The following is a 22864-nucleotide window of genomic DNA, read 5'->3' as shown; positions in this document are numbered from 1 at the left end:
TTGCCTTGCCACCGTTACAGCGCTTCGAACCGGGCGAAACGCTCACATTGCGTATTCTTCAAAAGCATAATTTACTCACGCAAGATAAAGAGTCGATTGCGCAGTTGTCACTGACGGCGATCCCCGCGCAATCAAAAGAGGCGGCTGAAGGCGCGCAAATGATCCTTGCCGTACAAAATAATCTGAAGCTGTTTTATCGCCCTGCGGGATTACCAGAACATCATCTCGACAATATCGCTGAGCAGCTGCAATTTCAGCGTACAAAAAACACGCTAACCCTGAAAAACCCAACGCCTTTTTATGTCACGTTAGCGTCACTGTCGGTGGGGAAGAATGCCCTAAATTTAAGTTCCTCACGAATGATCCCTCCCTTTGGAGAGGCGCAATGGCCCCTTGAGGCCAGTTATGTCGCAAACGACATTCATTGGCAGCTCATGGACGACGATGGCGGAACCGACAAAATGAGAACACGCCAACTCTCAGCAATGTAACCACAACCGACAGATAAACATATTCACCCGATGCGCATTGGCAACGGGGGGATTCTTGCGTTCGCAAGATAAAGGAAGATCATGAAAAAAGCCCATAATATTCAGCCAAAAACCCCTTTTTTCCGTTATCACCCGCTGGCGTGTGTATTGCTATTGGCGGTCGCTCCAACACAGGCCGAAGATTACTTTGATCCCAGTTTTTTAGGGGTAGTGGGTGAAAACACAGACGTGGATTTATCCGCCTTCTCACAAGCCGGTGGTGTTGCCGAAGGGGAATACACGGTGTCCGTGTTTGTTAACCAACAGGACGTGGGGCAATTTACGCTGAATTTTATCAAAAATGCCCACGGTGAAATCGCACCGGAATTAACCCCTGAGCAACTCGACACATTTGGGGTCAATGTGCCGCAAATTCCTGTCCTGAAAGACTTACCTAACGGCGAGTTTATTTCAGATTTAGGCGCGCTGATCCCACAAGCGACAACGCGATTAGATTTGTCACGATTACGATTAAACATCAGCGTGCCGCAAGTGGCGATGCAATCTCAAGTCAATCGTAATGCCGATCCGTCATTATGGGATGATGGTATTCCTGCACTCATGGCGAACTATAACGTCAGTGCGGGTCGCACCACGAGCCGCTATGATCACGGCAAAAAAAATCAAAATACCAACGTATTTGCGTCCGCACGATTGGGTGCCAATGCGGGGCCGTGGCGTCTGCGCAGTAACCTCACCCATTCGCGTTTCGAATACAGCGGAAGCGAGAACCAATCGGCGACAACCAATACCCAAACCTACTTTTCCAATACCACCCTATCACGGGATATTCGTGCATTGCGCTCAACATTGTTAGTCGGCGAAAGCAGCACGGGCAGCGATGTGTTTGATGGTGTGCCCTTTAAGGGCGTGCAGCTAACCTCCAACGAGCAGATGCTGCCAAGCCAATTACGCGGCTATGCGCCGGCGATCAGTGGTGTTGCCAACAGCAACGCCCGCGTCACTATTCGCCAAAATGGCAATATCGTGTATGAAGCTTATGTGGCTCCGGGTCCCTTTTATATCAATGATATCCAACAAGCAGGCTTATCCGGAGATTATGACGTCACGGTCACCGAAGCCGATGGCGCTGAACGCCAGTTTGTGGTGCCCTACTCATCTTTACCCGTGATGCTGCGCCCCGGCGGCTGGAAATACGAAGTGGCCTCCGGTCGTTATAACGGTAACTTGACCACCAGCTCGCGTCGTTCTGACTTTATTCTCGGTACCGCTGTTTATGGGCTGCATAACGATGTCACGGTGTATGGCGGCGCCTTGCTGGCAAAAGATTATCAATCTCTGAGTTTGGGAACGGGGGTCTCTTTAGGTGACTTCGGTGCCGTCTCCACGGACGTCACTCACTCATCGGCTAAATTTACTTATTCCAACCCAGTGGCCAGCGCCAGTGAGCGAAAAACGGGGCAATCTTACCGTATCCGTTACTCAAAAAGCTTAATGGCAACAGGCACGTCGGTGGATTTAACCGCATTACGTTACTCCACAGAGCATTTCTATAATTTCAGCGAATTTAACAGCCAAGGTTATCGCCTTGAAGAGGGTCTTAGCCCGTGGACGTTACAGCGTCGTCGTAGCAGCTTCCAAACCCAACTCAGCCAACAGATGCAACAGTATGGCTCACTGCATTTTCGCGCTAACCGTGATGATTACTGGGGCAGCAGCCGAACCTTAACGGGTTTATCCATGGGCTACAGCAACAGCTTTAAAGGGGTCAGTTACGGTGTGAACTACAATATCGACCGCGTAAAAGACAGCCGCAATCACTGGCCGGAAAACCGCCAGCTCTCTTTTAACTTAAGCGTGCCGTTTAGTGTGTTTACCCAAGACCGTGATTTGCAGTCCATTTATGCCACTTACTCCATGAGCCATGACCAAAATGGGCGCACGCAAAATAATAGCGGCCTGAGCGGCAGCATTATGGATGGCAAGCTGTCTTATGGCGCATCACAAAGCTGGGGAAATAAAGGGCAAATCGCCAACACCAACCTGAATGCGGGCTACCAAGGTGATAAAGGCAGCATCAGTACGGGTTATAGCTACAGCAATAATTCTCAGTCAATCAATATGAACGCCAGCGGCGGTGCATTACTCCATTCCGAAGGCCTGACTTTAAGCCGCTCCATGGGGGATTCAGTCGCGCTGATCAGTGCGCCGGGCGCCGAAGGGGTCAGTGTTAATGGCGGAACCGCCGTGACCGATTGGCGCGGCTATGCGGTGGCGCCTTATCTTTCCGACTATAACAAAAACAGCATTGGCTTAGACCCAAGCACACTGCCTGAAAACGTCGATTTACCGCAATCCAATACCAACGTTTACCCAACCAAAGGCGCGGTGGTGAAAGCCAGTTTCCGTACCCGTATCGGCTACCAAGTGTTGATGACCTTAAAACAGGGTGCCAAATATGTGCCATTTGGGGCGATTACCACCTTAACTTCCGATAACAGCACTGAAAATATCAGCAGCATTGTGGGGGATGCAGGACAAGTGTACCTCACAGGTTTACCTGAAACCGGGGAATTGTTAGTGAAATGGGGAGAAACAGCCGCACAGCAATGTCAGGTGAAGTTCGATTTACGCCATGTTGACGTTTCCACCGATATGCCAATCCGCCAAGTGACATATACCTGCGGTACTGAAAGTAAAACAGAAACGGTGTTACCAGCGAAAGAGCCCGTTAGCTTTACTTCAGAAATACAGACATTAGAAGACCTAGCGAATGAAGAAAATCTCCATTTTCACAATGGACAAACTATGAGTAATAAAAGGATTAATAAAATATGAAATATTATTTTTATAAATTAATTGGGAGTATTTGTTTCTTTTTGCTAGGTCAGCCTCAAGCGTTATCTCTTAGCGGGCCTTCTGGTGAATATGATATAGGAGGTGGTTTAGTATGGAGCGATGCTGTTAATGATACATATCGTTCAGCAACTGGTTGGGGGTACCAAACTCTGATGGATCAAAGCTGTTTTGCCTTTAATATTCGCAGTGCAGATAATAATTCTGTGTTTAATAGTGCAAGCACAACATATACATCCTCAGATGGTAAATATACAGGCTTAAAAATTGCTGAAGACATTCTTTTTATTGTAAAGGATGCGACTGCTAATACTTATGGAGGAGGAGGGGATAATGGTGGAGCCACGTTTAATTCTTATGGAAAGACGACTGCGACGGGTAGAGCAGTGATCCAAAAATCCCCATTTACATATTGTGTTACAGGGACATCTTATAATAGTTTTCCTAACCCGATGGGGGCAGGAAGAAGCCTCTCTTTTAATGGAACTGTTGCTATTTATGTGGGGCCTAATGCACAGCCAGGGAAGTATAGTGTCCCTGCTTTCTATGCTGGCCTATATATGGAAACTGGGATCCCCCTTTCTTCAGCAGGATTTATCACAGTAAAAACGCCGTTATCCTGCTCTATTTCTACACCACCTAAGATTGATTTCGGCAAAGTGAATGTTTGGGATTGGGAAGGCAATACCTCCGGTACACCAGGGGGGAATCGTAAGGATGTTTTAGGGGTAGCTGATGGGAATTTCATGATCAACTGCACTGGAGATAATGGCGCTCATTCTCCCGCTAAATTAACACTTAAGGGAACCTATCAAGGTTATTCAAATGACTTAAAAATGACGATGGATGCCACTGGTGAAGTTGCTCCTGCAACCGTACGAGCGTCAATTAAATCAATCAAATCAGCATGCAGCTCCGACGGAATATATTTTGATCCCAGCACAAACACTGAGCCAGGAAATGTCGTTGATCTAGGTGACCTCACCACTGGTTCACATCAAGTCCCTTACCGTTTTAGCCTCTGTGCGCTTGGAGAAGGTTTTAAAATTGGCGCAGCCTCCGCCACTGCTACCGTCACCATTGACTGGGAATAACCCAGGTGAGTTTTCTGGTCAAACAGTGATTATTCTAAATAATAACTAAAGCGGCTGATCATCACTTAAATTATTTTCCTTCCCTTTAAAAATTAACCATCTCTTTAAATTGCATCTAAAGAGATGGTTACGTTCATTCTCCACTATTTTTCTGAGATAAATTGTTCTTCATAAGCGTCTAGATGATGCTTAAAAAATTTCTCGAACTCTTCTGCTGACTCGACTAAAACCGTTACCTCGATACATTGCTCACCAAACTTGTCTGAATGATCTTCAATCATGATAGATTTACAAAGGATCTCTTCATGGGCATCACTGCAATACAGTTTGCAGCTCACGGTACTGATATTGGATTTATAAAACGGTGTTGGTACTAATTCACCAAAGACAAATCCCATTGGCGGGTCACTTTTTTCAAGTTCGCTCATCCCAATAATTTGATCTTTGTTGATAATTTTATATTTCATTGGGTTATCCCTAAACAGGCTGATTTCACAAAAACTGTACTAACTCCCGCCATTCGTGTTTAAGATTATTTTTAAAATATAACGCACAAAGATCTCTCTTAAATCTTCCCAAGAAACCGCATTCTTTTACTTTTAATACGCAGATATCATTCCACAGTTCATCTTCATCAAAATAGAGCCAAACGGGCGGCACTGGCGTTAGCATATTAGTGTAACAGACAGGTGCAACATATCGGGTCAGCATGCGTTCAACATATTCAATTGGAAAGTGTTTTGCGACAGAGGCGATATGTTGATAATCCGTCAGGTTATCCACAAATATGTCCGATAAAGCGGCGCAGAGGTCTTTGTCGGTAAACTGTCTATTCATGATGATTGTTTTCGCTATCGCCAAATTGCCTTTGTTTGAACTGACTGAGAAGAGTTTTAATCCCACCATATACTATGTTGAACTCAAAGATAAGATAATCAGCAAATAGTATCCCTTTCCCCCTCTAATCCAGAATGATGTATACTTGCCGGCAGGAAATTTATTCACGGTTAATTAATGATGAAAGAAACTGAAAAAACACAAATTAAAACGCTGAGCGACCGCTTAGACCTTATTCGTCACCAAATGGCAAGTATGCAACTGTCGACCCAAGCGGAAAAATACGCCGAGCTCGAGAAAGAAAAAGCGACGCTGGAAGTTGAAATCGCTCGTCTGAAAGAAACGCGTAACAAGAAGCTAAGTAAAGAAGCACAGAAATTGATGGATATGCCATTCAAGCGCCCTATCACAAAGAAAGAGCAAGCGGATATGGGCAAACTGAAGAAATCCGTACGAGGCCTCGTTATTGTCCACCCAATGACAGCATTAGGTCGCGAAATGGAGTTGGATACTATGACCGGTTTTTCTAAGACTGATTTTTAATAAGAAAAATTTGTCTTAGATCGTGTTTTGCCTAGATTAAAAAATGCGCGGTTTCTATATTGGAAAGCGTGCAGTTCTCTGACAAATTGTGTGCTGCGAACAGAACGGACGCGATAACCAACCATAAGAATGGCAAGTAAACTATAGCAATCGACCTCTCTGGAAACCTGGCCATTTCCCTCTAATCAAACTATCCGGAACTTCAGGATGATTGAGTTTTGAGCAAGTCTTTATAGATTAAGACAAACTACAAAAAATGGTATTAATACGAAGGGAGAAAAGTGGCGGAAGATCACAGGAGTCGAACCTGCCCGGGACTGCTGGCAGCCCCAACTGGATTTGAAATCCAGCCGCCTCACCGGAGACGACGATCTTCCTCTATTTGGTAGGTGTTCGATTATAAACTGAATTATTTATTTTCCAAGGTATTGTGAGAACAACCATTCAAATTATTGATGCACGCCAATAATGCCAACCATTCTCAAAAACTGATAACAAAAAGCACAAATGTGATATTGAGGTTTGTACAATTGCCCCCATATACTTATTCATGTCTACATACGGCGCGCTGATTTCACAAATAGTCACCCCGCCAACACTTTCATTGTCAGCACAGTAAGCCTTGGCTCCCGAGCGCAAGCCTGCATTCAAGGATGTTTTTTTATGACAAACTCATTATTAGCCGATTCCGCATTACCCCGTTTTGAACATATTGAACCTGCACATATTTTCCCGGCAGTTGAGCATGTTTTAGGCGAATATCGCCAAACCGTTGAAAATATTCTGGCAGCCAACAGCCACTATACTTGGGACAACCTGTGCCAACCATTAGAAGAAGCGAGCGATAAACTCTCCCGCGTTTGGTCCCCAATAAGCCATCTGCATTCTGTTAAAAATAGCCCTGAACTACGTGAAGCTTATGAGCAATGCCTCCCATTACTGTCCGAATTCAGTACATGGATGGGACAACATGAGCCACTGTATCAAGCTTATAAATCCCTCAAAGAAGACGCTGGATTTAATCAATTAAGCCAAGCTCAACGTAAATCTATTGAGAATACCCTGCGTGATTTTGAGCTGTCCGGTATTGGTTTACCTGCTGAAAAACAGCAACGTTATGGTGAAATCGTCGCACGTTTATCGGAGATCGCCTCTAAGTTTGGTAACAACGTCCTAGATTCCACAATGGGTTGGTCAAAACTCATTAAAAATGAAAGCGAACTGGCAGGTATGCCAGAAAGCGCCATCGCCGCAGCAAAAGCCATGGCGGAATCTAAAGGTGAAGAAGGTTATTTACTGACTTTAGATATGCCAAGCTACCTGCCAGTCATGACCTACGCCGATAATGCAGAGCTACGCCGCGAAATGAGCTATGCCTATAGCACTCGCGCCTCAGACCAAGGCCCTAATGCAGGTAAATGGGATAACAGCGAACTTATCGATGAGTTAATGGCGTTACGCCATGAACTGGCTCAACTGCTTGGTTTTAAAAACTTTGCCGAAAAATCCCTCGCCACCAAAATGGCAGAATCCCCTGAGCAAGTTTTAGGTTTCCTGAATGATTTAGCTAACCGCGCTCATCAGCAAGGTAAAGAAGAACTCGCGGAACTGACCGCATTCGCGAAAGAAAATTATGGTGTTGAAACCCTCGAATCTTGGGATTTAGCCTATTACAGCGAAAAACAAAAACAGCATAAATTCTCACTTAATGATGAGCAATTACGCCCTTATTTCCCAGAGCAGCGCGTATTAAATGGGCTGTTTGAAGTGGTTCACCGTATTTATGGTTTAACGGCTAAAGAACGCCATGATGTTGAAACTTGGCACAATGATGTCCGTTTCTTCGAGCTGTATGATGATACTAATACCCTGCGCGGTAGCTTCTATCTCGATTTATATGCTCGCGAGCACAAACGCGGCGGTGCATGGATGGATGATTGCGTGGGCCGTATGGTGCATAAAGATGGTGCGCTGCAAAATCCTGTGGCTTATTTAACTTGTAACTTTAATAAGCCGCTAGGGGATAAGCCTGCTTTATTTACCCACGATGAAGTCATCACCCTGTTCCACGAATTTGGTCATGGTCTGCACCATATGCTGACCCAGGTTGATGTGGCCGATGTGGCGGGTATCAATGGGGTTCCATGGGATGCCGTTGAATTACCAAGCCAATTTATGGAGAACTGGTGCTGGGAACCTGAAGCCCTTGAGTTTATCTCTGGTCACTATGAAACTGGTGAATCCTTACCAGCCGATATGCTACAAAGCATGTTAGCCGCGAAAAACTACCAGTCGGCGATGTTTGTACTGCGCCAGCTTGAGTTTGGTCTGTTTGATTTCACCTTACACGCGGAATATGACCCAGCAAAAGGCGCGCAAGTGATGCCAACGCTGTACGCCATCAAAGAAAAAGTTGCCGTGGTACCATCACCAAAATGGGGACGTTTCCCGCACGCATTTAGTCACATTTTTGCCGGCGGCTACGCAGCGGGTTATTACAGCTATTTATGGGCGGATGTGTTGGCTGCTGATGCGTTCTCTCGCTTCTCTGAAGAAGGCATTTTTAATCGCCAAACTGGCCAGTCCTTCCTCGACAATATTTTAAGTCGCGGGGGTTCTGAAGCGCCTATGGTACTGTTCGAGCGTTTCCGTGGTCGTAAACCAGAGTTAGATGCGATGTTGAAGAGCTACGGTATTCATGGCTGATAAGATTGCTATCCAATTAATCTGTGAAGAGGGTGCCGATATCGGTATCCTCAACCAACTTGCTGAAAAATGGCAACTCACACATACACCTGACGCCTTGATGGCATTGGTGTTGACCCCCGAAAACCTGCAATTACGCAAAATGGATGAGCCCAAATTAGGCGGTATCTTTGTGGATTTTGTCTCGGGCGCGATGGCACATCGCCGTAAATTTGGTGGTGGACGCGGTGAGGCGGTTGCTAAAGCGGTGGGGATCAAAAAAGAGTATCTGCCCGATGTGATTGATGCGACAGCAGGTTTAGGGCGCGATGCTTTTGTACTGGCGGCTTTGGGCTGTAAAGTGCGAATGTTAGAGCGTCATCCAGTGGTAGCTGCACTGCTTGATGATGGTTTACAACGTGGTTATCAAGACCCTGAAATTGGGGAATGGCTACAATCACGCATGTCATTGATCCACGCATCGAGCATTACGGCATTAGCCGAAATTACTGAAGCGCCGGACGTGATTTATCTCGACCCGATGTACCCACATCGGCAAAAAAGTGCATTAGTGAAAAAAGAGATGCGGGTGTTTCAGTCATTGGTCGGGGCTGATGATGATGCAGATTCTTTACTGGCACCAGCCATTGCGCTGGCAAAACGCCGTGTTGTGGTTAAGCGACCGGATTACGCCGAACCGCTTGCGGGGCAAAAAGCACCTTCAGCAGTCACAACCAAAAGCCATCGATTTGATATCTATCCCTGTATTAAACACAGCGGTTAAAACGTAACGGCGAAGGGCGTTTGTACGGTTTATCACAGACAAACTTGCACGACCGCCCTTTCGCTTACGTTTTGAGTTAAACCTTACACAACGCCTTGTGCAAACATAGCGTCAGCGACTTTAACAAAGCCAGCAATGTTCGCGCCTTGGACGTAGTTGGTTTGTTTGGCTTCGCCACCGAATTCAACACAGTGGTGGTGAATGTCCAACATGATGTGGTGTAAACGCGTATCCACTTTTTCTGCTTTCCAGCTTAAGCGTGCTGCATTCTGCGCCATTTCCAGACCGGAAGTTGCAACACCGCCAGCGTTAGCTGCTTTACCTGGAGCAAATAGAACACCTGCTTCAAGGAATAGCTCAGTTGCAGGAATAGTGGTTGGCATGTTTGCGCCTTCCGCGACAGCTTTAACGCCGTTTTGGATCAGCACTTTAGCCGCTTCTACATCCAGTTCGTTCTGTGTTGCACATGGCAGTGCGATATCCACTGGAACGCCCCAAGGTTGCTTGCCTGCTAAGTAAGTCAAACCAAACTCTTTCGCGTATTCTTCAACACGGCCGTAGTTGTTTTTGATAGCTTCTAAGCGTGCTAGTTTTTCAGGGGTGAAACCGGCTTCATCGACTACAGTACCGCTAGAGTCAGATGCAGTGATAACCTTCGCGCCTAATTCCATACATTTTTCAATGGTGTATTGAGCAACGTTACCCGAACCTGAAACGGCTACTCGCATGCCTTCAAAGCCTAAACCGTGGCGTTTGAGCATCGCGTCAGTGAAGTAAACAAGACCGTAACCGGTTGCTTCTGGACGAATTAAGCTACCACCAAATGACAGACCTTTACCGGTGAAAACGCAAGAGGTGTCATTAGACAATTTTTTCATCATCCCAGTCATAAAGCCAACTTCACGACCGCCCACACCGATGTCACCAGCAGGAACGTCAGTATCAGCCCCTAAGTGGCGATAAAGTTCTGTCATTAATGCTTGGCAGAAACGCATCACTTCACCATGGCTTTTTCCTTTAGGATCAAAGTCAGAACCGCCTTTTGCTCCGCCCATTGGTAGGGTTGTGAGTGCATTTTTGAGGGTTTGTTCGAAGCCTAAGAATTTCAGGATGGATAAGTTAACGGATGGGTGGAAACGCATGCCGCCTTTGAATGGACCAATCGCAGAGCTGAATTGAACACGCCATGCGCGGTTAACTTGCACCTTTCCTTGATCGTCCATCCAACATACGCGGAACTGGATCACTCTTTCTGGCTCAACGAAGCGTTCGAGAAGTGCTTGATCGCGATATTTTGAATTTTGTTCAATGAAAGGCCAAAGAGAAGTGAATACTTCACGCACTGCTTGTAGGAATTCAGGCTGTGAAGGATCTCTTTTTTGGACAGACTCCAAGAATGAAGATAGTGTTTGCGCCATCTTTGTCTTCCTTTTTCAATGTGGATATTGTTGTGAGGTGCCTCACTATTTCTTATCTTTTTTTTTAGGAAATGTGAGGTCGATTTGTGTTTGCCTATTGAATATATCATTAGTTTATATTCTCAATTCAAGGTTTTTTTTTACTCATTTGAAAAAAAAATTGCTTGACCTGCCAATCACTCCCTTCAGACGATTATTTTGTCACAAAAAAAACGCCTGCATAAGCAGGCGTTTTCAGTGAATAATATTTCAATTTACCTGTGACGAATTATTCTTCTTCGTCATTCAGTGGCACAATCAGCATATCCACATGAACGGTATTGATTAACTGGCGAGCCGAAGACATCAGCTTGCTCCAGAAATCTTGGTGATGTCCGCAAACAACTAAGTCCATATCGTATTTTTTGATAGCATCCACTAACACCTGACCTAAATCACCACTACCGCTAAGGGTTTCTTGGATGTCATAACCCGCACCTGCGGAAAGGTCTCTTAGTGAATTACGAGTTTCGTCAGTGATGCGTTGTTGCATATCACCTAAATTCACATCGATAAGGCCGGTGTACAGATCCGAGTAATTAACATCAACATGGATCATAGAGACTTTGGCTCCGTACGGTTTCGCCATAGAAACTGCTTTATCCAGTAAAACTTTACTTTCAGGTGATAAATCAACCGCGACAAGAATATGTTTATAAGCCATAAGTAAACTCCTTCCAAATGCTGATTTAACTGGTGGTTAACGACGTTCACCAATATCTTATGAATATACTATACCTGCTAATCGCGATAACTAAGTGTCGTTTTGATCACATCTAGCAGATTAATTTTTAAGGATTAGAAGACAGAACATTTGATAAAACAATAACATCATTCATTCAATATTAATATATATCGGTTCAAAATTCGAATTACCGCAATGCCAGTAAGTGTAATCAACAATCTGTAAATTAACAGTTTATGATGCCCACTTTTTTGAAGTCAAAATTTGAACCATCTGCACTTTTTTTAAGCAATGAATTGTGTTTAAGTAACGACATGCCCTACAATGAAAATAAATGATGTTAGTGCAATATTTTGGCGGTATTTCCTTTAGTGACAACGGGGCAATTTAGGTTCGTTCTAAGGAGGGGATTATGTTCAGTGTAATTGCATTATTTTGGGCACTCTGCATTTTGTGCATCTTAAATATGATGCGCTATTTTTCTTCTATTCGCGTTTTATTATCTATTCTGAGGGATTCGGATCCTCTACTTTATCAATCCGTTGATGGTAATGGCTTTTTCACGACTCACGGCCAGCTTAACAAGCAATTACGCCTTGTCCGCTATATCAATACCAAACAATATCTTGAGCACTACGATCCTGATGTGATATTCCGTTGTGAACGTATTCGCAAGCAGTTTATGTTGATCAGCCGATTAAGCATTTTAGTCGTTGTGAGTTTGGTCTATATGGTGATAGCCAATTAACCTCACGTTTGTTATCCCCTTTATTCAAGGCAAAAAAATAGTGATGACCGGAAACCGATCATCACTATTCTAGAATGCTTTTGTCTTATCTAACGTTGATTAGATAATCTTCAACGCAATCCAGTACAGTACACCAGACAGAATGATGGAAACAGGAAGCGTCAGTAACCATGCAAGCGCAATGCTCTTAATCGTTTTACTCTGAACACCACCACCATCAACCACCATCGTACCCGCTACCGCAGAAGAGAGAACTTGGGTTGTTGAAACAGGCATACCTGTATAACTTGCCACACCGATAGATACCGCCGCAGTGACCTGAGCCGATACGCCTTGTGCGTAAGTCATACCTTTCTTACCGATTTTCTCACCGATAGTCACCGCAACACGCTGCCAACCGAACATGGTACCCAGTGCCAGTGCTAACGCAACGGCAACGATAATCCATAACGGTGCATACTCAACAGTATACAGCAGGTCATTACTCAGCTTTTTCAGTAAGCTCGCATCTTTTGCGCTAGTTTCTGGTAACTTCGCCACGGCATTCGCAGTATCGGAGATACACATTAACAGGCGACGAGTTTGGTTGCGCTGGTCAGGTGTTAACTCATCATAGCTCTGAATGCCGCTGAGCATCTTCTGAGCTTGATTTAAGATAATTGGCGTACGCGAACTGTCACAATGGAACTCGCCTTCTTCTGGCTTGTTCTCCGCCATCATAGGCGTATTTTCAATTGCGTGGTTTAAGGCTGGTTTATGTGTTTCATAGTATTGTTGCAGATGAACCACCGCATCATGTGTTCTCGCGATATCATAACCGTTTGAATTCATGTTAACGACGAAGCCTGCTGGTGCAACACCAATTAACACCAGCATAATCAGACCGATACCTTTTTGCCCATCATTCGCGCCGTGAGAGAAGCTCACGCCGACAGCAGACAGGATCAATGCAGTACGCGTCCAAAATGGTGGTTTGCGTTTACCATCTTTCTTCTCACGCTCAGCTGGCGTTAAGTGAATACGGCGACGTTTTTTCGTTCCGCTCCAATAACGGCGTAACATGAAAATCATCAGTCCTGCAATCACAAAACCGATAGCCGGAGAAAGAATTAAGGACATGAAAATACTGATCATTTTAGGAATATTCAGCGCATCAACCACCGATGTATCAGTCACTATCGCATTGGTTAAACCAACACCGATAATGGCACCGATCAGCGTGTGAGAACTTGATGCTGGAATACCTAAATACCAGGTTCCAAGGTTCCAGATGATAGCAGCCAGTAGCAATGAAAAGACCATTGCAAGGCCGTGAGCAGAGCTCACGTTAAGGAGAAGGTCTGTTGGTAAAAGATGAACAATGGCATATGCCACGCTCAGCCCTCCCAGCAAGACACCGAAAAAGTTAAATACCCCGGCCATGACAACCGCGAACTGAGCGCGCATTGCTCGGGTGTAAATCACCGTTGCGACCGCGTTAGCAGTATCATGGAATCCGTTAATCGCCTCATAGAACAGCACAAATAACAGTGCTAGAACTAACAATAGACCTGTGTAAAATTCTAAACCTGTAAAAAGATGTAGCATAGACGTTAAGCCATTATTGGTTGGACATGAACGCGGCGCATTATCAGTGACAAACGCTAGCGGTGGAAGCGAAATCTGACCTTTTTTTGATTTAAATACCAATCAAAAAATCATCAAATACAAACTATCCCTTTAATATCATCCAGTTACCACAATTAAAGTTATTCTGAATTTTTGAAACTTTTTTTATGATAATTTGTGAAAATCTGGGGGAAATAGTCTTTTTTCGCGATTTTTCCTAATTATAATACGTCTACCATACTTTTCATTAATTCTTCGATGATCCGCTGCATTACAACCTACGTTAAATCGCGTAAAATAGCGGCACAAATATTCGTAATTACGATAAAAATCAAATATATATAGAGAACCCTGATTGTGAGAAATATTGACGTTATTATTTTAGGTGCAGGCGCGGCCGGATTATTTTGCGCTTCACTCGCTGGTAAGCGCGGTTTAAATACCCTTGTACTGGATAACGGTAAAAAATTAGGGCGTAAAATTTTGATGTCCGGCGGTGGACGCTGTAATTTCACCAATATGTACGCCGATCACAATAACTATCTCTCGACTAACCCTCATTTTTGTAAGTCAGCACTTGCTCGCTATACACAATGGGATTTTATTGAGCTTGTTGGCAAATATCAGATTCCTTATCACGAAAAGACCCTAGGACAGCTATTTTGCGATAATAGTGCGCAAGATATCGTCGATATGCTGAAAAGTGAGTGTGATCAGCCCAATGTCACTATCAAGCTACGCAGTGAAGTCACCCAAGTCGACAAAACGGATGACGGCTATGTTGTCACGGTGAACGGAGATCAAGTAAATACTCGCTTATTGGTGGTTGCAACTGGCGGACTTTCAATGCCAGGCTTAGGAGCAACTCCGTTTGGTTATCGACTTGCCGAGCAATTTGGGCACAGCATCATCCCTACCCGTGCTGCACTCGTTCCTTTTACCTTACACAAACCTCTACTTGAGGCACTGCAAGCCCTTTCCGGGGTTTCCGTGGCGACAACCGTCACATCCGCCAGCGGTGTGCTATTTAAAGAAAATATCCTGTTCACCCACAGGGGGCTATCAGGCCCGGCAATTTTACAAATTTCGAATTACTGGCAACCCGGCGAGTATGTGAGTATTAACTTACTTCCAGAGCTTTCATTGGGGGAATTTCTGACCAATGAGAAACAACAGCGCCCTAATCAATCACTCAGAAATACCTTAGCGACACTGTTACCTAAACGCTTAATTGAGATCTTACAACAACTTGGACAGATTCCAGATTGTCCACTCAAGCAACTCACCCACGCACAGATTGATGCTCTCGATGACTTATTGCATAACTGGCAAGTACAACCCAACGGCACAGAGGGTTATCGTACTGCGGAAGTCACCCTTGGCGGCGTTGATACCCATGAAATTTCATCCAAAACCATGGAGTCGCTCAAGTCTTCTGGACTCTATTTTATTGGAGAGGTTATGGATGTGACAGGTTGGTTAGGGGGATACAATTTCCAATGGGCGTGGAGTTCCGCTTCTGCTTGTGCGGAAAACTTACCCCATCAAGCTTAATCGCACATACTTTTATGAAATTATTTAATCCATTGAAAAATAATGGATATTATTTAATTTCAACCAAATCAGGCAGTTGAGCATTGAGTTTAAATAAATCTAAAATTGGTTAAAAATAACTCTTTACAAACGATAGTGATAACTATTATCATTATCACATCTTCCGCAGGCGACTTAACTTAGTCAGTCTCTTGTAGGAGGTACGACATTGCTCACATTGCTTCCAGTGTTTACTTTAGCCAGCGTATGCTGGCTATTTTTTTATCTACCCCTCGCTATTGATGCACATATTCTCACCCGCCCAAACTTACCATTTCATACCGTAAATCATCTTGGTGATACCCCAGAATCTTATTCAAATTTTTTGGATCCTATGGTTAATACCGCCTACTTTTCTCTTTCTACAATTTGGCTAAACTGTCATCAACAAGTTAAGCAAGAGCCCAATGAAAATTGGATATCCGCTTTTAAGGAGATGACTCAATGATCTATTTACGCCAAGCAAATGAACGTGGACACGCAAACCACGGTTGGCTGGACAGCTGGCACACTTTCTCGTTCGCTAACTATTACGATGAAAAATTTATGGGTTTCTCAGCGTTAAGAGTCATCAATGAAGACTACATCGCTGCGGGACAAGGGTTTGGTACTCACCCTCATAAAGACATGGAAATATTAACCTACGTGCTGGATGGTGCCGTTGAGCACAAAGACAGCATGGGCAATATGGAACAGATCCCTGCGGGTGAGTTCCAAATCATGAGCGCGGGAACAGGTGTTCGTCACTCTGAATACAACCCAAGCAATGAAAAAGAGCTGCGTTTATATCAAATCTGGATCATTCCAGATAAAAATGGCATCGAACCACGTTACGAGCAAAAACGCTTTGATTCGACAAGTGGTAAGCAATTGGTGTTATCACCAGATGCACGCGATGGTTCGCTCAAAGTTAACCAAGACATGACCTTATGGCGCTGGGCATTGCCAGCTAATGAGCAAAGCACCTATGACATCGCAGAAAAGCGCGTTGTTTGGATCCAAGTCGTTAAAGGCAACATTGAAGTTAATGGGCAGAAAGCAACGACTAGCGATGGTTTAGCCATTTGGCAAGAAAATCAACTAACGATAAAAGCTGATGAAGACAGTGAAATTTTAGTTTTTGACTTGCCTGCTGCGGAATAACTTTTCAGGTAAGTAAACGCTAACACCAATGGGAAAGGCTCTACACGATGATGTTATCTTCAATCGTTGTAGAGCCTTTTTTTATCTGTACTACCCGAAATTACAGTTTAGGACCGGCTTTAACCAGTGCTGCACCTGCTGGGGTATCCGTGTACTTATCGAAGTTTTTCACGAAACGATCCGCTAAGTCTTTAGATTTTTCATCCCACTGAGATTTATCAGCGTAAGTATTACGTGGGTCAAGGATATTAGTATCCACACCCGGTAATGCTGTTGGGACTTCTAAATCAAACACTGGCAGCTTGATGGTATCCGCTTTTTCGATATCGCCACTTAAGATTGCATCGATGATTGCACGCGTATCTTTAATAGAGATACGTTTGCCTGTACCGTTCCAACCAGTATTGACTAAGTATGCTTTCGCGCCTGCGGCTTCCATACGCTTCACTAATACTTCCGCGTATTGAGTTGGGTGCAGAGATAAGAATGCTGCGCCGAAACATGCAGAGAATGTTGGAGTTGGTTCAGTCACACCACGCTCTGTACCTGCTAACTTCGCCGTGAAACCAGACAGGAAGTGGTACTGAGTTTGTTCTGGCGTTAAGCGAGAAACTGGTGGTAACACACCGAATGCATCTGCCGTTAGGAAGATAACTTTTGTCGCATGACCCGCTTTAGAAACTGGTTTTACGATGTTTTCGATGTGATAGATAGGGTAAGAAACACGCGTGTTCTCAGTTTTAGAACCGTCATTGAAATCAACTGAACCGTCAGCCAATACCATGACGTTTTCTAATAACGCATCACGTTTGATGGCGCCATAGATGTCTGGCTCAGCTTCTTTAGACAGGTTGATAGTCTTCGCGTAGCAACCGCCTTCGAAGTTGAATACACCGTCATCATCCCAACCATGCTCATCATCACCAATTAACTTACGTTTTGGATCTGTAGACAATGTGGTTTTACCTGTACCAGACAGGCCGAAGAAAATTGCAACGTCGCCTTTTTCACCAACGTTTGCAGAGCAGTGCATTGATGCGATGCCTTTTAATGGCAGCAGGTAGTTCATCATAGAGAACATACCTTTCTTCATTTCGCCGCCGTACCAAGAACCGCCGATTAACTGCATACGCTCAGTTAAGTTGAAAGCAACAAAGTTTTCTGAGTTCAAACCTTGCTCTTTCCAATTCGGGTTAGTGCATTTTGCACCGTTCATCACGATAAAGTCTGGTTCAAAACCAACTAACTCTTCATCAGATGGACGAATGAACATGTTTTTCACGAAGTGAGCTTGCCATGCAACCTCAGTGATAAAACGGACTTTCAGACGAGTATCTGCGTTCGCACCACAGAATGCATCTACAACAAACAAACGTTTGCCTGATAGCTGCTCAGTCACTAAGTGTTTCAGGCTGCTCCAAACCTCTTGGCTCATTGGTTTGTTATCGTTTTTACCTTTACCTTGGTCAGCCCACCAAACGGTATCACGGGTGACATCATCGCGAACGATATATTTATCTTTTGGGGAACGTCCTGTAAAAATACCGGTATCAACAGCAACAGCACCTAATGTAGTAACGGTACCGCGTTCATAACCTTCAAGACCTGGCTTGGTTTCTTCCTGAAATAACAGCTCATAACTTGGGTTATAAACAACTTCAGCGACGTCATGAATGCCGTACTTTTCGAGATCCTTCAGGGTAATGCTTTTAGCGCTCATTATATTGCTCCTGGTAAACATAGCTATTCTGCCGACGATCATAAATCTTTACGACTAATTAACAGCGATAGTTATCAAAGAATTGAAAATGTATAATTTTTTTTAATTCATAATGAGACTTAGAGCACGTTATAATCCTTTAAAATTATAAAAAAAGGGTGCAAAATTGCACCCTCGTCACATAATTAGGTTGCTAAATCGTATCAGTGAAGTTGCTGATTTTGCTCATTATTTAACCCGACGATATCGGATTCAATAAATACATAGTGCGAGCCACAATATTCACACTCCATATCAATTTTCCCATCTTTGTGCAAAATATCCATAACATCTTCATGGGTTAATGTCGCTAAAGACGCTTCACAACGTTCACGTGAACAAGTGCAACGGAACTCAACAGATTGCGGGTCATACAGCGTGACATCTTCTTCATGATACAGACGATGAAGTACCTCTTTCACATCTAATTCGCTAAGCTCTTTGCCTTTGATAGTCGCAGTCAGTTGCACTAAGTGATCAAAAAACTCGTGGCTAGTCTCTCCTGCAGCAGGTAAAACTTGCAGCAACATCCCGCCAGCAATCGCTTTGCCATCTTGTTCACTAACACGGATAAACAGGCGGGTTGGTAACTGTTCAGATTGGCGGAAATAGGCATCAATGCTCTCTTCAATGCTGTTGCCTTCAATCGCCACAATACCTTGATAACGCTCACCTTGTTTTGGTGTAATCGTGATAACAATAAATCCGTTACCAATCATTTGCTGTAACGTACTTCCCGCGACAACAGGACCCTCAACACGAGCAACGCCGCGCATTTGTTGTAGGTTATTACCATTAATCACAGCTAACTTAACGGGGCCATCACCTTGGATTTGAACGGTAATATCACCATCAAATTTTAAGGTAGCAGTAAGTAAGCTGGTCGCAACCAGCAGTTCGCCCAGCAGCATTTTGACGGCTTCTGGGTAATCATGATTTTCTAGAATATGATGAAAAGTCTCATCGACAGTAATCATTTCTCCACGTACCGCATGCTGTTCGAACAGGAAACGGTGGAGTTGGTCTTGTTTAGCCATAATTTCTCTCTATTACTCAGGCAGTCTATTAAGACGATTCATGGGAATTCGTGTGTTTAAATTTTAGCAGAGTCCGACGCTCTTTTTTATCGGGACGTCTGTCAGGATGTGGCATCGTGAGTGCATTCATCTTACGCGCCATCGCCATCTTTTCACGTTGTTCAAGGCTTTCTACGGTTTCACGGTAGAGTAATTGAGCTTCTGGTGCGCCTTTACGTTGATTGCTGATCTCGAGTACTTCGATAATCCGCTCATCATTTCCTTGACGTACTTTTATCATCGCACCCAGTTCAACAATTTTGCCCGGCTTACTTCTTTGCCCATTGTAATGGACTTTTCCGCCATCAATCATCTCACGAGCAATTGAACGTGTTTTATAAAAACGTGCAACCCATAGCCATTTATCAAGGCGAACTTGTTCAGCGGATGATGGCTTTGTTGAAGATTGATTTATCGATAACGGCTTCATGGTGCCTCCTCACACTTAGTTTGAATGCCAAACCAAAATGAGGCTCCATGGTCAGGGAAGGATAATACTATCTAGACTCGGAAGGATTATCTGCCTCATAGCATTTATCGTAATATTCAGTGATTTTACGCAAACGCCGTTTGTTATTCAAAACTCGAATAATAATTAATGTTCCATTTATCAAGGTACAAATGATTAAGAAGAAAACCAACATTGAACGGCAGACATATTCTGATAACACATCGTCATCCAAGCGTTCATGAACCACCACTTGCAATGTGCCATTGGCATCTGTCGAAATGTTCGTGATAACCCCTTCAACATCAAATGGGGTATTAATCAGAATGCTAGATAAGCGCTTTAACTCATACCATCGCTGAACTTGGTTCATTTCGCTCAGTGAACTTACTGGCATTATGTCTACCAGCGGGTGGTTTTCATCGCTGATCAACAATACCCCACCCGGTGGTGGACTATTGAGTTTACGAACTTCCTTCTCAAGTTCTTTCTTGATGAAATCATATGTGGTGTCTTCAACTAAGTTTTCCAAGGCATCAGCACTTCCTGCACGTAATAAAACATGCGCACCACTTAATTTTCCTGAAGACGCTTTATTTACCAACCCCGGCCAATCATCCACACTACCACCCAAGTTAGACAATGCGCTTTTGAGTTTAATGCAATGATCTTGTTGATCACACAATGCGTTGGTTTTTAATACGATTTCTGAAAAATCGAAAATAATATTCATTCCCGATTTCATGATTTCACGCTGTAATCTTGGGTTAATTCCTGGGGCGTCTTTATCTGGATGTAATTGATTTTTTATGCTATTCAATAAATCGATTGCTCGATTCACAATCTCGGATTGTGGCTCAGTAATCAGGTTAATATTATTCCAATACACACCCGAACAATCGAAAGGCACAAACAACGCTTGGTTGGCATCGTTCAAATTAGGTGGGCGATAACACATCCCCATTCCCTTCGCTGATAATGTATCTCCAACTCTAATTTTACGCGCTGTTAAATCTGAAGGGTCAACAACACTGACTTTTTTCGCACCTTCAATCCACGCAAAACCTAATTTTACTGGCAAACTAATCGATTGATAAGAAAACACCATCGCCAAAACGAGCAATGCACTGAAAAACATCAGCACATTCTTTTTAAATCGTTTATAGGGGTAATAGCGTTCCTCTTCATGAACTGAGAGATATCGACCATACCGTAGCACTTCTCCCGTCGAATAGAGGTCAATATTCGTAGGATGGTTTAGCTCATATTTTAGGTAAGGGAGCCAATAGGTGGGGTAGTGCAAATCTACGCCCCCTATCGAAATGGTGGATGAGTATTTTTTATCTAACTCTCCGTACAATTCCCAGCGTTTGGCTTGCCCATAAATACATTGCACATCTTGATAGGGTCTAGGAAAAAGACGTAAACGGAATAATAAAAACATTCCGAGGATAAAAACCACCGCAGCTAATGTCAGCCCCCATCCTTGAAAAATGGGAATAGAAACAATCGTCAGATAGCCGATAAAAAAACTGAGGCTCACCACAATCGCCCCTAACCACCCGGAAGAATTATGGAGTCGATGCTCCTCTTTACTTTCCTTACGCATCTTCAGCAATTGAATGGTGTTCGGTTCACCTTCATGGATATCAGCCTCAGGTTGAGTCCTAGGCTCCTCTGAAGGGACTTCCCATTCATAGCTAAATTCCTTCAATGAGTGACCATTGAGAGCCACAATTAAAGGCAGATGATCCGTTTCTACAATTTCCATGGCATTTTGTCGTTGTAAGAACGGTTCTAGTTGAGAAGGTAACTGAACTTCAATCGTATCAATAAAATAGCGCCAACCCTGCCCTTGCTCCTGACGCAAATTAAATCGCGTAATCGCATTACAGATAGTGGCAACAGTGGCATTTTTTCGTATTTGCCATACAGCTTGGGAAGGCGAATGAAGGTTTTTAGATGCACTGTGATTAAGATACTGGGTGATAGTCTGGAAATCAGACTCAATCATTTTTTTAAACGCGGGTGTTGCTAGAGAGGGTATTTGATAGACACTAGAACGCCGTCCCCGCCGGAAGAACAGAACGGAAACCATTATAATTAGGCTAGCTATTATCAGAGCCAGTATAATGACGGTGTTTAGCATTTTTTTCTCAACAGAATTGTCTACTTAAAAAGCATAGCAACGTAATGCTATTCACTATATAAGCCAATTCCTATTCTCTTTCAGTTTTTGTTTTATTTTACAATATGTTGTAAATAAAATGTTTTACTTATTAATCAGTGCGATTTTCATAAGTAGATTATACTAACAGCATTTTCTCCACCCTATAATCTCTATCATTTTTTTTTGATATGCGTCATAGTTAAAGACAATGTATGCTTGCCCTCATGGATCCCATTCACCTGATTCGGAAATCGTTATGACAGAGTTAAAAAAACCAAAAATCCTGAATATTCAAGATGTTGCTCAATCTAAACTATTCAGTATCCAATCTGTTGACCTCGAATTTAGTAATGGCGAAAAACGTGTTTATGAAAGAATGCGCCCCGCAAAGCGTGAAGCAGTTCTTATCGTCCCCATCATTGATGATCACCTGATTTTGATCCGTGAATACGCCGTGGGTATCGAAAACTATGAGCTAGGCTTCCCTAAAGGAGCCGTAGACCCAGGAGAAGCCCCTCTTGAGGCAGCTCAGCGAGAACTCAAAGAAGAAATCGGTTATGGGGCTCGCCAAATTACCCCTTTGGCAAAACTCACCATGTCCCCATCTTACTTTTCCAGCAAGATGAACATACTTATAGCTAACGACCTATTTAGCGAAAAACTTGAGGGGGATGAGCCAGAACCGCTCCAACAAGTCAAATGGCCGATTGCACGTATGATGGAGCTCCTCGACCACCCTGACTTCAATGAAGCCCGCAATATTAGCGCGTTGTTTTATGTGGAACGTTACTTAAAAAATAACGCGAAATAACGCCACTCGATATTCAATCTATCCAATACCCTAAATAAGTACACCCCATGCCAAACGGCGATGGGGTGCAGTTTAT

19 protein-coding genes and 1 tRNA gene are annotated in these 22864 nt (G+C 43.8%); 10 read left to right on the top strand and 10 right to left on the bottom strand.

Features of this window, described 5'->3' with window-relative positions; translation table 11 throughout:
* The 3 genes from JK188_RS02805 to JK188_RS02795 all read left to right on the top strand — a co-directional run.
* Positions 1–491 (top strand): fimbrial biogenesis chaperone (locus JK188_RS02805; RefSeq protein WP_211888624.1); only part of this gene is annotated, 491 nt, incomplete at its 5' end.
* Positions 492–572: 81 nt separating this feature from the next.
* Positions 573–3329: a fimbria/pilus outer membrane usher protein gene (locus JK188_RS02800; RefSeq protein ID WP_211887963.1), complete on the top strand. Its 2757-nt coding sequence runs from the start codon at positions 573–575 to the stop codon at positions 3327–3329.
* Entirely contained in the window at positions 3326–4441 is a 1116-nt protein-coding gene (locus JK188_RS02795) for a hypothetical protein (RefSeq protein ID WP_211887964.1), read from the top strand. Before JK188_RS02800 ends, JK188_RS02795 begins: the two co-directional genes overlap by 4 nt.
* 143 nt (positions 4442–4584) lie before the next feature.
* On the opposite strand, the gene JK188_RS02790 is transcribed toward JK188_RS02795, so the two are convergent.
* Together JK188_RS02790 and JK188_RS02785 are read right to left on the bottom strand one after the other, a co-directional pair.
* Positions 4585–4908 (bottom strand): hypothetical protein, encoded by a 324-nt coding sequence (locus JK188_RS02790; protein ID WP_211887965.1) that lies wholly within the window; start codon positions 4906–4908, stop codon positions 4585–4587.
* A gap of 25 nt (positions 4909–4933) precedes the next feature.
* A complete protein-coding gene (locus JK188_RS02785; RefSeq protein ID WP_211887966.1) occupies positions 4934–5278 on the bottom strand; it encodes a DUF7079 family protein in 345 nt (114 codons plus the stop codon).
* A 180-nt stretch (positions 5279–5458) separates the two neighbouring features.
* Here JK188_RS02785 and JK188_RS02780 point away from each other — a divergent pair, with 180 nt between their 5' ends.
* Positions 5459–5821: a YibL family ribosome-associated protein gene (locus JK188_RS02780; protein ID WP_211887987.1), complete on the top strand. Its 363-nt coding sequence runs from the start codon at positions 5459–5461 to the stop codon at positions 5819–5821.
* A 282-nt stretch (positions 5822–6103) separates the two neighbouring features.
* Here JK188_RS02780 and JK188_RS02770 read toward each other — a convergent pair.
* Positions 6104–6198: transfer RNA gene (locus tag JK188_RS02770), tRNA-Sec, on the bottom strand.
* A gap of 286 nt (positions 6199–6484) precedes the next feature.
* On the opposite strand from JK188_RS02770, the gene prlC reads away from it, so the two are divergent.
* Together prlC and rsmJ are read left to right on the top strand one after the other, a co-directional pair.
* Positions 6485–8527 (top strand): oligopeptidase A, encoded by a 2043-nt coding sequence (prlC, locus tag JK188_RS02765; RefSeq protein WP_211887967.1) that lies wholly within the window; start codon positions 6485–6487, stop codon positions 8525–8527.
* The gene (gene rsmJ, locus JK188_RS02760) at positions 8520–9290 is read left to right on the top strand and encodes a 16S rRNA (guanine(1516)-N(2))-methyltransferase RsmJ (protein ID WP_211887968.1); all 771 of its coding nucleotides are present in this window, start codon (positions 8520–8522) and stop codon (positions 9288–9290) included. Before prlC ends, rsmJ begins: the two co-directional genes overlap by 8 nt.
* 83 nt (positions 9291–9373) lie before the next feature.
* Here the strand turns inward: rsmJ and gdhA are convergent, their stop codons facing one another.
* Together gdhA and uspA are read right to left on the bottom strand one after the other, a co-directional pair.
* Positions 9374–10708 (bottom strand): NADP-specific glutamate dehydrogenase, encoded by a 1335-nt coding sequence (gene gdhA / locus JK188_RS02755; protein ID WP_006663503.1) that lies wholly within the window; start codon positions 10706–10708, stop codon positions 9374–9376.
* 268 nt (positions 10709–10976) lie between these two features.
* A complete protein-coding gene (gene uspA, locus JK188_RS02750; protein WP_036950081.1) occupies positions 10977–11411 on the bottom strand; it encodes a universal stress protein UspA in 435 nt (144 codons plus the stop codon).
* A gap of 433 nt (positions 11412–11844) precedes the next feature.
* Here uspA and uspB point away from each other — a divergent pair, with 433 nt between their 5' ends.
* On the top strand, positions 11845–12180 hold the full coding sequence (gene uspB / locus JK188_RS02745; protein ID WP_036950083.1) for a universal stress protein UspB: 336 nt from the start codon (positions 11845–11847) through the stop codon (positions 12178–12180).
* 99 nt (positions 12181–12279) lie between these two features.
* Here the strand turns inward: uspB and pitA are convergent, their stop codons facing one another.
* Entirely contained in the window at positions 12280–13767 is a 1488-nt protein-coding gene (gene pitA, locus JK188_RS02740) for an inorganic phosphate transporter PitA (protein ID WP_036950148.1), read from the bottom strand.
* 378 nt (positions 13768–14145) lie between these two features.
* Here pitA and JK188_RS02735 point away from each other — a divergent pair, with 378 nt between their 5' ends.
* Both JK188_RS02735 and JK188_RS02730 read left to right on the top strand, forming a co-directional pair.
* Positions 14146–15342 (top strand): NAD(P)/FAD-dependent oxidoreductase, encoded by a 1197-nt coding sequence (locus tag JK188_RS02735; RefSeq protein ID WP_211887969.1) that lies wholly within the window; start codon positions 14146–14148, stop codon positions 15340–15342.
* Positions 15343–15825: 483 nt separating this feature from the next.
* Positions 15826–16524, top strand: a complete 699-nt coding sequence (locus JK188_RS02730; protein WP_211887970.1) for a pirin family protein — start codon at positions 15826–15828, stop codon at positions 16522–16524.
* A gap of 100 nt (positions 16525–16624) precedes the next feature.
* On the opposite strand, the gene pckA is transcribed toward JK188_RS02730, so the two are convergent.
* From pckA to JK188_RS02710, 4 genes are all read right to left on the bottom strand, one after another.
* Positions 16625–18244: a phosphoenolpyruvate carboxykinase (ATP) gene (pckA, locus tag JK188_RS02725; RefSeq protein ID WP_036950089.1), complete on the bottom strand. Its 1620-nt coding sequence runs from the start codon at positions 18242–18244 to the stop codon at positions 16625–16627.
* Positions 18245–18447: 203 nt separating this feature from the next.
* Positions 18448–19320 carry an Hsp33 family molecular chaperone HslO gene (hslO, locus tag JK188_RS02720; protein WP_211887971.1) on the bottom strand — a complete coding sequence of 291 codons (873 nt, stop codon included), beginning with the start codon at positions 19318–19320 and terminating at the stop codon, positions 18448–18450.
* A gap of 28 nt (positions 19321–19348) precedes the next feature.
* The gene (gene hslR / locus JK188_RS02715) at positions 19349–19789 is read right to left on the bottom strand and encodes a ribosome-associated heat shock protein Hsp15 (protein WP_211887972.1); all 441 of its coding nucleotides are present in this window, start codon (positions 19787–19789) and stop codon (positions 19349–19351) included.
* 67 nt (positions 19790–19856) lie between these two features.
* Positions 19857–21956 carry an IgaA/UmoB family intracellular growth attenuator gene (locus JK188_RS02710; RefSeq protein WP_211887973.1) on the bottom strand — a complete coding sequence of 700 codons (2100 nt, stop codon included), beginning with the start codon at positions 21954–21956 and terminating at the stop codon, positions 19857–19859.
* Between the two features lie 277 nt (positions 21957–22233).
* On the opposite strand from JK188_RS02710, the gene nudE reads away from it, so the two are divergent.
* Complete coding sequence (nudE, locus tag JK188_RS02705; protein WP_132497187.1) at positions 22234–22788, top strand: ADP compounds hydrolase NudE; 555 nt, start codon at positions 22234–22236, stop codon at positions 22786–22788.
* Positions 22789–22864: the final 76 nt, after the last annotated feature.

The sequence above is a fragment of the Providencia sp. JGM181 genome (assembly GCF_018257375.1).
GTDB classification, from domain to species: domain Bacteria; phylum Pseudomonadota; class Gammaproteobacteria; order Enterobacterales; family Enterobacteriaceae; genus Providencia; species Providencia lanzhouensis.
This window is presented reverse-complemented; position numbering and strand designations above follow the sequence as displayed.